12 protein-coding genes are annotated in these 12295 nt (G+C 43.7%); all 12 read right to left on the bottom strand.

What is annotated here, in order from left to right:
* Positions 1-150: 150 nt before the first annotated feature.
* A complete protein-coding gene (dpaL, locus tag ABFC84_13330) occupies positions 151-1356 on the bottom strand; it encodes a diaminopropionate ammonia-lyase (protein MEN6413721.1) in 1206 nt (401 codons plus the stop codon).
* A gap of 177 nt (positions 1357-1533) precedes the next feature.
* Positions 1534-2145, bottom strand: a complete 612-nt coding sequence (locus ABFC84_13325; GenBank protein MEN6413720.1) for a helix-turn-helix domain-containing protein — start codon at positions 2143-2145, stop codon at positions 1534-1536.
* A 190-nt stretch (positions 2146-2335) separates the two neighbouring features.
* Positions 2336-3073 carry an RNA polymerase sporulation sigma factor SigE gene (sigE, locus tag ABFC84_13320; protein MEN6413719.1) on the bottom strand — a complete coding sequence of 246 codons (738 nt, stop codon included), beginning with the start codon at positions 3071-3073 and terminating at the stop codon, positions 2336-2338.
* A gap of 22 nt (positions 3074-3095) precedes the next feature.
* Entirely contained in the window at positions 3096-3995 is a 900-nt protein-coding gene (locus ABFC84_13315) for a sigma-E processing peptidase SpoIIGA (GenBank protein ID MEN6413718.1), read from the bottom strand.
* Between the two features lie 143 nt (positions 3996-4138).
* Positions 4139-5164, bottom strand: coding sequence for a cell division protein FtsZ (ftsZ, locus tag ABFC84_13310; protein MEN6413717.1), 1026 nt, complete (start codon positions 5162-5164; stop codon positions 4139-4141).
* A gap of 52 nt (positions 5165-5216) precedes the next feature.
* On the bottom strand, positions 5217-6404 hold the full coding sequence (gene ftsA / locus ABFC84_13305; protein ID MEN6413716.1) for a cell division protein FtsA: 1188 nt from the start codon (positions 6402-6404) through the stop codon (positions 5217-5219).
* A 163-nt stretch (positions 6405-6567) separates the two neighbouring features.
* Positions 6568-6897 (bottom strand): small basic family protein, encoded by a 330-nt coding sequence (locus ABFC84_13300; protein ID MEN6413715.1) that lies wholly within the window; start codon positions 6895-6897, stop codon positions 6568-6570.
* Positions 6897-7589: a DUF881 domain-containing protein gene (locus ABFC84_13295; protein MEN6413714.1), complete on the bottom strand. Its 693-nt coding sequence runs from the start codon at positions 7587-7589 to the stop codon at positions 6897-6899. The genes ABFC84_13300 and ABFC84_13295 overlap by 1 nt, the downstream gene beginning before the upstream one ends.
* 59 nt (positions 7590-7648) lie before the next feature.
* Positions 7649-8404 carry an FtsQ-type POTRA domain-containing protein gene (locus ABFC84_13290; GenBank protein MEN6413713.1) on the bottom strand — a complete coding sequence of 252 codons (756 nt, stop codon included), beginning with the start codon at positions 8402-8404 and terminating at the stop codon, positions 7649-7651.
* Positions 8405-8568: 164 nt separating this feature from the next.
* Positions 8569-9498, bottom strand: coding sequence for a D-alanine--D-alanine ligase (locus ABFC84_13285; GenBank protein MEN6413712.1), 930 nt, complete (start codon positions 9496-9498; stop codon positions 8569-8571).
* Positions 9499-9508: 10 nt separating this feature from the next.
* The gene (gene murA / locus ABFC84_13280) at positions 9509-10762 is read right to left on the bottom strand and encodes a UDP-N-acetylglucosamine 1-carboxyvinyltransferase (protein MEN6413711.1); all 1254 of its coding nucleotides are present in this window, start codon (positions 10760-10762) and stop codon (positions 9509-9511) included.
* 75 nt (positions 10763-10837) lie between these two features.
* A complete protein-coding gene (murC, locus tag ABFC84_13275) occupies positions 10838-12217 on the bottom strand; it encodes a UDP-N-acetylmuramate--L-alanine ligase (GenBank protein ID MEN6413710.1) in 1380 nt (459 codons plus the stop codon).
* Positions 12218-12295 lie beyond the last annotated feature (78 nt).

Below are 12295 nucleotides of genomic sequence, written 5' to 3'. Positions count from 1 at the left end.
AAGCTTAACATTCCCATATATTACCTTTTCTTTTCGGCTATGGAAAAGGCTTATTAAGTGTACGCTCTTTTCAGAATTCGTTTACAATTCTTTATTTTTTCGGGCTTGACATATTACCAGATTGCTTGTCCTCTGATACACACTATGATGCTACGTTGGATACACCCCGTCCCAGACGATACTGCGATATTTAGCAGGATCCGTATCTCCTTCTGTACTGATTAAAAGAATCTGCGAGTCTTCATCAATCTCCAGGCTGTCTTTTGCCTCCCTCAATCCTCCCGCCTCGAGTAGAAACGCCAGCAGTCCTGCCGTTACTGCTCCCGATTCCCCCGATATCACGCGGCTGTCGCTGCCAAGAGGATTGCCCAGCAGCCGCATTCCTTTGGCTGTAACCTCATCCGAACAGGAAAAAAACATTTCACTATGATCCCGCAAGATCTCCCAGCCTATCGGATTGGGCTTACCGCAAGCCAGTCCTGCCATAATAGTAGCCATATCTCCGCTGACAATCCTCGGCTGTTCATCGTTCGCGATGGCGGATTGATAGAAGCAGTCCGCCAAAACCGGTTCCACAATAGCCGTTTTAGGCTTGTCTTTACCAAACTGTGCCGAAAAGTATCCCTCGATAGCAGCCGCAAATGAACCAACCCCAGCCTGTAAAAAAATATGAGTCGGTTTTTCAATACCGTGCTGACTGAATTGTTTTAACGCTTCAGCCGCAATTGTCCCATACCCTTGCATAATCCAGGCCGGAATTTCTTCATATCCTTCCCAAGCCGTATCCTGCACGGCAATCCAGCCGAATTTTCTGGCCTGATCCGCAGCAAACCGAACCGCTTCATCATAATTTAAATCTGTAATGGACGCAATCGCACCTTCAGCACGAATATTAGCAAGGCGAGTCGGCGAAGAGCCTTTCGGCATATAAACCACGGATTTTTGGTTCAATCGGTGAGCCGCCCAGGCTACACCACGACCGTGATTTCCATCGGTGGCAGTCACAAAAGTCATCTCACCTAGCTTTTTATGTATTTCAGGAGAACACAAAATGGAATAGTCCAACTCTCCTATATCAGCCTGCAGACATTTAGCCAGATGCTTCGCCATTGCAAATGAAGCTCCCAATACTTTGAAAGCATTCAGTCCAAAACGATAAGACTCGTCTTTAACATAAATGCCGCCAACCTTGAACAACTTAGCCAGACTATCAAGCCGCCGTAAAGGTGTCTCCATATATTCGGGAAAACTTGCATGAAAAGCCTTCGACTTCTTAATTTCATCCGCTCTAAGAAATTCAGGCGATACGCCAGCCGATTTTTTCATTTTGTTTTTAGTCCAAACGATTTGTTTCATTGCCTCTATCTCCCTATATAAGATTTGTCGAAAAAATAAAAACGCTCCGGGAAAAGAACTTTCTTTTCCCAGAGCGTCACTGCTCATATTCTACCCAATATGGTATTTGTTTTAATCTCTTATAATAAGAGTATCTCATTTTGAGACAATTGTCTACCCATTTTTACAAATTTTATTTTAAATAATTTCATATTCTCTAATTTTGCGATATAACGTCGCCCGGCTAATCCCCAATAATTTTGCGGCCCTTTCTTTACTGCCGGCATTACCGGAAGCCTCTCCTAATGCTTTGATAATGGCCTCTTTTTCCAAGTTCTCCAGGTTGAGCGGCGGAATACAATGATCGTCGCTAGCAATCGTCTCGGACAAATTTCCGGCAATCAATTCCGCCATTTTAACAACAAATTGCAGCATCCATGCCTTGTTATCAAGCAATCGCTTGGCTTGTCCCGGATCAAAGCTAATTAAGCCGATCACACCAACCGGTTTATTCTGCAATAAAATGGGAGCGGCTATCTCGCCGCTTTCAAAGCACTTTCCCCGTCGGGGGCACGGCTGGCAAAATTCATGATATCCGGGATTTTCAATCACCACGGTATTCCCTGTATCCAATACATGCCGGTAAACAAATCCATCCGGCATAACGCATCCGCACTGCTCTTTATATTGACCCGTGCCGGCGATTCTAACAAGATTGCTGTCGGCAATTTCCACTTCAATTTTTAAGACAGCAGCAATCGCTTCCGCCGTTTTTTGCACTGTATCGTGTATTTCTTGTAAAAAACTCACTCACATTCACCTCAACATGCAATTTAAGACCATTCAAAATACTTTCTCGGCCTGTGCAAAAAATTCATTCTGTATAGAGAATCAATAATAAAATCGATGCACTATCCTATTTAATTTGCCGTTACAATACGATGCTCCTGCTGCAGTCCTGCATTTTCATTTTACAATAGAAAAAAATATGGATCTTCTCCTATTCCATGCGGCTTATTTCTTTGCGAAGGCGTTTGATGATTCTTTTTTCCAACCGGGAAATATAAGACTGGGAGATGCCTAAAAGATCCGCAACTTCCTTTTGGGTTCTTTCAGCTCCATCCTCATTTAAACCAAAACGAAGTTCCATAATCCGTCTTTCCCGGCCGGAAAGCTTGTTCATGGCAGTATACAATAACGTTTTATCTACTTCTTCCTCCACGGATTTGTATATAATGTCATTCTCCGTTCCCAAAACATCCGACAGCAGCAATTCGTTGCCATCCCAATCGATGTTTAATGGTTCGTCAAAGGATACCTCACTTCTTGTTTTACTATTCCGCCGTAAATACATGAGTATCTCATTTTCTATACAGCGGGAAGCGTATGTCGCCAATTTGATCCGTTTCACCGGATCAAAAGTGTTAACTGCCTTAATCAAGCCGATGGTTCCAATACTGACTAAATCCTCAATTCCCACACCTGTATTTTCAAATTTGCGGGCAATATAGACAACCAACCGTAAATTTCTTTCGATAAAGATACTTTTTACCGCATTATCACCTTTTTGCAGTCTGGCGAGCAAAAACATTTCTTCATCATTACTTAATGGCGGAGGCAATATTTCCGTACTGCCGACATAAAAAACCTCATCCGATTCTAAGAGTCCTACAAGCTGCAATAAATGAATCACTTTTAGTTTAATCTTTAGTTTGGCAATCGGCCAGGTAATGCGCATATACTCGCCCCCATTTTTCGATTCAAACCTGGATAATAGCCGGATGAAGCAGACCTTCATACCTGCTGTCGGTTGACAGCATTCCGCTATAAATTCCTAATACAACCTCGCTTGTTGTAATCTCTCCGCTCTTCGTATAGACTGTCAAACAATCCGGACGAAATCCCAATAATACACTGCTGCTTCCTACTGCTTGATAAGGAATCATCTGCACCCGGGAAATCCATGGCTGATCACGATACTGCTCAAATTGCTTCAACCATGAATCTGATTGGTATTCACATATAAAGCAAACTGTTTCTTCTCCTAAAATTCCTTTCAAAACCGATTGATTTACTAAAACGACCGGTTTTCGGCCAATCACCGTATATAAATTGTTCCCGGTGTCTAACATTGCCGTAAATTCAGTAAAGCGGTCGGAATATTTTATTCTTACCTTATACAGCGAACAGCGCCGCAGTAATTGAGGAAACAAATAGCGCAGCAATCCACCGCCCAATAGCAGGCCAAGAGAAGTACCGCCTGCCAGGTTTAACCAATTCAATTCAGCAAAGATATGCTGACATTGCTCTGCATACGCCGCCCCGCCATTCTGCCAGAAAAAAAACCACCCCAGCACAGCGCCACCTAAAACAAAGGATACAATATAAAAAGTCCCCACAAGCAATAAAAAAGTTCGTATTTTTCGACGACCGAAAGCAGTAACAATCAGCAGCATTGATAAGAAAAATTTTGCAATCCCGTAATTTAGAAGATAAAATTGCGGCATTAAACACCCTAAAACAAAAATTCCGCCTAACGACGCCGCACCTATCAGACGAAACCACGTATAACGAATACCAGCTATCCAGGCTGTCAGCAATAATATAGCCATATTCATCGCAAGATTAATGAAAAAAACCACGTCGGCATAGACATACATAAACAGCACTCCATAGCTACGAATGAGATTATACGTTATTTATAGTATAGCAAACATTATTTTAAAATTTTGTAATTTTATGGTATTTATTAAAATAAAAAAACCAGCCTTTTAGGCTGGCATAGATGCTTTTATCTTACATCTTAGCGGCGCATCCAAGTAGGTATATCCAAATCAGGCCGTTTAAAAGGTTCAATTTTGGCAGTTTCTCCCGTGGGAGAACCTATTTTCCCAGGTTTGGAGTCAAACCCGGTTGCAATCACAGTAACGCGAACCTCGTCTTCAAAAGATTCGTCAATAACCGATCCAAAAATAATATTCGCCTCCGGATCAGCAGCCTGAGCAATAATCTCAGCTGCTTCATTGACTTCAAAGAGTCCTAAACTTGTCCCCCCGGTAATATTAAGCAGCACTCCTTTAGCACCTTCAATGGATGTCTCCAGAAGAGGGCTCTTGATTGCCGCCTCGGCAGCAGCCACAGCACGGTTATCGCCTGATCCAATACCAATACCCATCAGGGCTGATCCCGTTTCCAGCATAATCGTTTTTACATCGGCAAAGTCAAGATTGATTAAACCCGGTACCGCAATCAAATCGGAAATACCTTGTACCCCTTGCCGCAACACATCATCGGCTATACGAAACGCTTCCATAATCGGCGTTCGTTTGTCGACAACCTGCATCAACCGGTCATTGGGAATCGTAATCAGAGTATCCACTTTTTCCTTCAATTGTGCGATTCCCCGCTCAGCCTGAAGCTGGCGGCGGCGGCCTTCAAAGGAAAAAGGTTTCGTAACAACGCCAACTGTCAGTGCCCCGTTTTCTTTCGCGCATTCTGCCACAACCGGGGCTGCACCAGTCCCCGTGCCGCCACCCATTCCGGCCGTAATAAAAACCATATCTGCACCACGCAATGCTTTGGTAATTTCTTCACGGCTTTCCTGCGCAGCTTTTTCTCCTACCTCCGGATTGGCACCTGCGCCAAGCCCTTTGGTCAGTTTTTCTCCTATCTGTATACGAACTGGAGCCTGTGCATGCACCAGCGCCTGTGCATCCGTATTAACCGAAACAAACTCTACCCCCTGCAATCCGGCAGCAATCATACGATTTACCGCATTGTTTCCACCACCGCCTACGCCGATAACTTTGATTGAAGCAAATTGTTCCAAATCCATATCAAATTCCAACATGAATACCCGTCCTCCTTATTTCTCACCTTATTCAGAAGATTTTTTTAATTCTACGTATCAGCGAACGCCAGGAAGTATTGTTTTGCGGCTGCATAAGTGTAACATTCTTCATTCCATGGCGAATGATTCCACAGCAAGCTGTGTTATAAGGATATGAATATTCTAATAACACCTGCTCCGGTTTAATGATACATACCTTTACGCCAAACACTTTTTCTATACTCTCCTTAATACTGGGCATAACAGCACATCCGCCGGTTAATAAAATTTCTTCAAAATCACAACCGGCTAAAGACGCCTTACAATAATCATATACTAAATGGACAATTTCATCTACCCGGCTTTCAATAATATTATACAAAAAATCATAAGCAATTTGTTTGTCGGTAGTTCCATAATCATTGCAGTCTAAAATAAGATCCTGTCCAAGTAAATTAGGTGTCAGTTTAGCATAATAACGCTTAATTTCTTCCGCATGTTCCTGACTAATATCCAGTCCCTGCATAATATCCCTGGTAATATAGCCGCCTCCCAGCGATAATGAGGCAGAATCATAAATCTTTCCGTCTGAATATAATACGATGTCTGTCGTTCCTGCTCCTAAATCAATAAACAAATAGCGGGATAAATTTATCTCCGGCAGCATATTTTGTGCACTGACAATACCGTTGGCAACGACTCCCTCAATCGTAATTCCTACAGCTTGAAGCGCACTGAGAATGGAATCAACAGTTTGCCGGGGAATCACGATAACCTGTGCTTCCGCTTCAAGCTGGCTGCCTCTTTGCCCCAGCGGTTTCTCTGATTGTTCCCGCTTGTCTACCCAAAACCGTCTCGGCAAAACATGCAGCACTTGATATTCATCCGGAACACCGGCTAAAACAGCAGCCCGATATACCCGATCAATATCTTTCTGTATAATTGCTGCGGCAGAAGCAGCAGCCACACTGCCAAGACAGTGGACGGAACGAATTCCCATACCGCCGATACCAAGAAAAACGTGTCCCTGGGAAAAGGTTGTGGCGCTAAAAACACAATCTACTGCCTGCTTGATTGATTTAGCCAATGCCTTTACGTCTGTAACTACACCCTTGTCAAAACCAGCTGTCGGCACTGTGCCGACAGCGTGTACCAGAAGATTGCCATTTTCTTGTCTGCCGAAAAATACTTTAATGGTATCTGTTCCTATGTCAATTGCCAGGATATCCACTGTTTCCATGTCTTTCCCTCACACAAGAATATTATGTTACATTCCATATGTTTCAACAGAAGTACCATTTTCCCTTTTTTGTCCGCGAAGAAAATGATGGCAGATAAAAATTTGTAACTATAGTCCTATTTTTTTTAAGCCGTCCTCCCCAGACGGCTTTTTACTGATAAAACTATTTCTTTAAAAGGTAGCGGCGAAGAATCGCCAGGTTTTGAAAAATACGGAGTCCAAAAGCAAGTAACGCAACATAGTACAAATCAATTCCCAGTCGTTCACCAACATAGACCAGGCTGGCTGCCATCAGGGCATTCATAAAAAATCCGGATATAAAGATAGTATTATCGAATTTTTCTTCCGCACCGGCCCTAAGCCCGCCGAATACAGAATCTAACGAGGCTAGCAGCGCCACGGACATAAATTGGGCGTATTCAACCGGTATACTGATTGGAAACATAACCCCAATAATAAGTCCGATAATAAGTCCAGCAACCGGCAATGCCACTATTGAACACCATCCTTCACCGGCTTAGCATACTCAAAACGAAAAGTACCCTTATAGGCCGGAACATTAATATTTTCCTGCTTTTTAATAGCGACTTGGATGCCCCAAAATTGAAGGGTTTCAACTACACCGCCACGCATCTTCAGCGCATTTTCCAAAGTTTGCGGTTCACCGATTGCCCGAATCTCGTAAGGCGGTGAATACCTTGTGTTATTAACGGAAAGCGTCGGCCCCGCACAGCGGATTTCAGAGCTGGCAATTAACCTCTGTTCGTTAATTGATATTGCTTCCGCCCCTGCCGCCCAAAGCTCATTGATTACCTTCAGAATATCATCATCGTGAATTAAATATAAGTTCGGATTTTCACCGGGCTTGGAAGGCCGCTTACTATCATCAATAACAACTGAAACTCCGGATCCCTGAAATGCTACGACTCCGGATCCCATTTTAATATTTTCAATTTCTTGCGTGGCAGTCTCGGCACCTGAAGTTTTACGGAGCTCACGAACCTGCTTAAGCAAAGCGTCTCGTTCCTTTTCCGTCTGCTGCAAGCGCTGGGATAAATCTTCAATGCGCTGAAAAGGAATTGTCGAACGAACATCCTGGGTCGTACGAAACTGCACTGCCAGCATAATACCTAATACCACACATACCAACCCAATAGCAACTTGCCCCTGTTTTATCGGCAGCAATTGCTTTCACCTCCTTTCAATGAACTAAAGCTGACTCTATTCTTATCGTAATATTTAACCTATTGTTTAAATTTAATAATCGGCGAAGCATAATTTAAATCAATATATTCAACCTGCATCTTTTTGACAACCATCTCTTGCAAAATCTCATTGGTTAATTTGGCTTTTTGGTCTACATGCTGACTATTTCCCAGCCGAATTTGCGCCGAATGAGTCGTATAAGCAACAATTTGATCAGGAGCGTAAATATTAACTTCGGAAATCTGATTCAATGAACGTTCATCCAGCCGTGCTAAATAATTCAAGACCGCCTGTATAGTTCCATTCTCAACAGAATCACCAACATATTGATTTTCCAGCCGTACCCCTGTAATCATCGGCACGTTCACCTGTTTGAGATTTTTAAAGGCGGCTAAAATAATACCCTGCTTGTCCACTTCCACAAAACCATAGCCACTGGCGATATAGGCCAGAGGCTGTCGTTCCTTTATTTCAATCACAATCGTACTGGGAAAATTTCGCTTTACATTGACTTCGGCTACTCGCAGATCATGCATAAGCCGTTCTTTAATATTGGTTGTATTTAACCGAAAAATATTGATCGGAGCGGAAATGCCGGCTATACTGTATATATCTTCTGTTGTTACATATTTATTACCCTCTATCACGACCGATCCAATCGTAAAAAAGTTAGAATTAACAAACAAAAACCCAACAATCAATAAAATTAGCACTGCCAGCAAAATAAAAAGTGTATTGGCCGATCTGGGCTTTGGCCCTTCCGGTTCCCTGGTACTGTCTTCCAATGACTGCATGCAATCACTCCTAAGAGCCCTTAGCTTATCTACAAAAACAATTATACAACAAATTGAGAGACAAGATAACTAAAAAATCAGGAGCATTCTTGGGATGCTGCCTGATTTTAAAAAATTCGGAATTATCCTCTAAACATATATGGTATACCCCTGCTTACAATAATCTATTTCCCCGCCATCAGCAGCAAACGTTCACATAAATCAGCAAAGGAGATGCCTGCTGCCGCCGCAGATTTTGGCACTAAACTGGTAGCCGTCATTCCAGGAATGGTATTGACCTCCAACACGTAGGGATGGCCTGCTTGATCCAGCATGATATCGGCTCTGGCGATTCCCCGGCAGCCGAAAACAGAATAAGCGCCAATTGCGGCTTTGCGGATTTCCGCTGCCGTCGTTTCATCAACTCTTGCCGGAACAATATAGTCCGTCGCGCCCTTCGTATATTTGGAGTGATAATCATACCGGCCCGAATGAGGTGCAATTTCAATAATCGGCAGTGCCTCCGGTTGCTCATTCCCCCAAACTGCAACCGTAACCTCTTTCCCGCTGATAAATTCTTCAACTAAAATATTCTCGCTATGCTGAAATGCCTGTTGAATTGCTTCGGGCAAAGCTGCGGCAGTTTCAACAATGGTGACTCCAATGCTGGATCCCTGAGCCGCCGATTTAACAACGAGCGGGAGGGAAAATTTCTTGACAATTTCTGCCGGCAAATCCCGTTCTCGATCTGCTTTGCTATACAATACCGAGCGGGGCGTAGGAACCCCTTCCGCTAAAAATAATCGTTTGGAAATGCCCTTATCCATTGAAGCAGCACTGGCTAATACGCCTGATCCGGTGTAAGGAATACCCAAAAGCTCCAAAGCACCTTGCATGATGCCGTCTTCACCGTATTTACCATGAATTGCATTAAAAACAACTTCGGCGCCGGATTGTTTAATTTGATCAACAAACCGTTCCGGTTCTATGTCTATCGCTACTACCTGATATCCTTTTTCTTGCAAAGCAGCAAAAATTGCCCTGCCGGTATTCAGGGAAACTTCCCGTTCATCTGACGGTCCGCCCATCACCACTGCAATTTTCTTATTTTTCATCTTAACCATCCTATTCATCGTTTTTTCGGACAATATCCGCCCCTAAACTTTGTAATCGCTCTTCCAGCCTTTCATACCCTCGGTCAATATGATACACATATTCGATTTCAGAAGCGCCTTCGGCGGCAAGCGCAGCTAACACAAGAGCTCCACCGGCTCTAAGATCAGGGGCGGCCACGATCGCTCCTGTCAATTTTGGCACACCGCGAATAATCGCAGTCCGACCTTCGACTTTAATTTTAGCACCCATGCGGGTAAGTTCATCCACATGTTTAAAACGATTTTCAAATATAGTTTCTGTTATAATACTTGTTCCCTTGGCTACTGTCAATAAAGATAGAATGGGTGCCTGCAAGTCGGTGGGAAATCCTGGATGAGGTAATGTTTTAATATCAACGCCCCGCATTTCCCCGGCCCGAACACGGATAAACTCGGGCCCAGTCGTCACCTGAGCGCCTATCTCTTCTAATTTATCGGTTACTGAAAAAAGATATTCGGGCCGTATGTTCTCAATGGTCACATCACCTCCGGTCATTGCACCGGCGATAAGAAATGTACCGGCCTGAATCCGGTCGGGCATAATACAGTGCTCAGCCGGGGTAAGCTTTTTCACGCCTGCAATCTGGATTGTATCTGTACCAGCACCAGTTATCCGGGCGCCCATCTTGTTGAGAAAAGACTGCAAATCAAAAATTTCCGGTTCTCTCGCCGCATTTCGAATTACCGTGAGTCCATTAGCTAAAGCAGCCGCCATCATTGCATTTTCAGTAGCCCCAACACTGGGAAAATCAAGGTATATTTCTCCTCCGGTCAGTTGGACTGCTTCCGCATCGATGAAACCAAAGCTTTCCTGAATCCGGGCGCCGATTTTTTCTAAAGCTTTAATATGTAAATCAATCGGTCTTGGTCCAATAGCACAGCCCCCAGGATAAGACAATCGAACCTTTCTAAATCTCCCTAACAAAGGCCCCATAAAGAAAACAGAAGCTCTCATTTCCCGCATTAAATGTTCTGGAATTTCTATTTTGCTCACTTGCGAAGTATCAATTACCATTGTTCTATTTTCTCTGGTAATTTTAGCTCCCAGCAATGTCAAAATATCCTGCATGACTTGAATATCCCGTAAAAAGGGAACGTCATGAATAACACTTACACCGGAGCAAAGTAAAGTTGCCGCCATAATTGGCAATGTGGCGTTCTTCGCTCCGCTAACCCGGATACTGCCGAAAAGTTGTACTTCTCCGTTGACGATAAATTTCTCCATCGTCTTCCCCCCTAGAAAAGTACAATCACCCTGCCATCAAATCAATGTCTCTCCCTGAGAAAAGACGTAAAAATGCTACTGTTGCTGCACCAATATCTCTACGAGTTTCTCGCCCGTCTGATAGATATTCCCGGCACCCATAGTCATAACCAAATCTCCTGGTTCCACAATCTCACTTAAGTATCTGGCGATTTTTTCTTTATCTGAAATATAAATCACTTTTTTATTCGTCTGATTCTCAACCTCCTCTTTAATAGTCTCGCCGCTAACGCCGGGAATCGGTGCTTCGCCAGCCGAATACACATCCGTCAAAATTAGAAGATCTGCCGGAGAAAATGCTTTCCCGAATTCTTGCCGTAACAGCTTGGTACGCGAATAGCGGTGTGGCTGAAAAACGCAGATGAGTCGCTTCGGCTCCGTTTGCCGTGCTGCTTGTAATGTAGCGATAATTTCGGTGGGATGATGTGCATAATCATCGACAATCCAAACCCCATTTAAATGGGCTTTTGTTTGAAAACGGCGCTTCGCCCCTTGGAATAACGCCAAACCACTGGCAATCTGCTGAAACGACAAGCCAATACTTAGCCCAACCACAACAGCAGCTAATGAATTGGCAACATTATGCCTACCAGGAACATTCAAGCGAATTGTGCCTAAGAGTTGATCTCCCCGATAAACATCATAACCGGTGAGTGCCCCCTGAGTCCGGATATTCCGTGCCACATAGTCGGCAGCATGATCAATGGCGTAAGAAATATATTTTCTCTCCAAGCTTTTGGCTATTTCACGCACATGGTCATTATCAAAACACAGGATTCCAAGTCCGGTTGCTTGTGGTAATTTATGCAGAAACTCTTTAAAGGTATGTAAAATATTGTCCATGGTTTTATAAAAATCCATGTGATCATTCTCGATATTTGTAACTACAGCAATTTGGGGAGAAAACTTAAGAAAAGAGCCGTCACTCTCGTCTGCTTCCGCAACAAGATATTTTCCGGCACCTGACTTTGCGTTCCCCCTCAAGTATTCGACTTCACCACCAATAATAACGGTGGGATCCAGTTTTGCCTGTTCCAGCATAACAGCAATCATTGATGTCGTTGTTGTTTTTCCGTGGGCGCCTGCCACTGCAATTCCCTGGCTTTCCAGCATTAAGGCAGCAACAATATCGGCTCGGTGAAAAACCCGGATCCCTGCTTTCCTGGCTGCCACAACTTCTTGGTTATCGGCTGGAATTGCCGTAGATACCACCACAGCGTCTACGCCTGCTATATGGTCCTGATGATGCCCGACAAATATCGCTGCACCCATTTTTTCCAACTGGCATGCCGTCGGGGATTTCTGAAGATCTGATCCTGAAACGACAAATCCTTTTTCTATAAGTACCCTGGCAACTGCACTCATACCGGCGCCGCCAATACCAACAAAATGAATTTTTTTTATATCCTGCAGCAAAAAAACTTCTCCCCTTTCTTGCGTACCTTAAGATCCCCACTTTTCGGCGTATCTTATTGTATGCCTATGATAATCTGT

The sequence above is a fragment of the Veillonellales bacterium genome (assembly GCA_039680175.1).
Classification (GTDB): Bacteria; Bacillota; Negativicutes; order JAAYSF01; family JAAYSF01; genus JBDKTO01.
This window is presented reverse-complemented; position numbering and strand designations above follow the sequence as displayed.

Bases quoted from the DNA above. Each gene is read 5' to 3' on its own strand.
- ABFC84_13315 (MEN6413718.1), bottom strand. From the start codon at position 3,995: ATGTATGTCTATGCCGACGTGGTTTTTTTCATTAATCTTGCGATGAAT.
- ABFC84_13290 (MEN6413713.1), bottom strand. From the start codon at position 8,404: ATGCAGTCATTGGAAGACAGTACCAGGGAACCGGAAGGGCCAAAGCCC.
- murA (MEN6413711.1), bottom strand. From the start codon at position 10,762: ATGGAGAAATTTATCGTCAACGGAGAAGTACAACTTTTCGGCAGTATC.
- sigE (MEN6413719.1), bottom strand. From the start codon at position 3,073: ATGCGCATTACCTGGCCGATTGCCAAACTAAAGATTAAACTAAAAGTG.
- dpaL (MEN6413721.1), bottom strand. From the start codon at position 1,356: ATGAAACAAATCGTTTGGACTAAAAACAAAATGAAAAAATCGGCTGGC.
- ftsA (MEN6413716.1), bottom strand. From the start codon at position 6,404: ATGGAAACAGTGGATATCCTGGCAATTGACATAGGAACAGATACCATT.
- ABFC84_13285 (MEN6413712.1), bottom strand. From the start codon at position 9,498: ATGAAAAATAAGAAAATTGCAGTGGTGATGGGCGGACCGTCAGATGAA.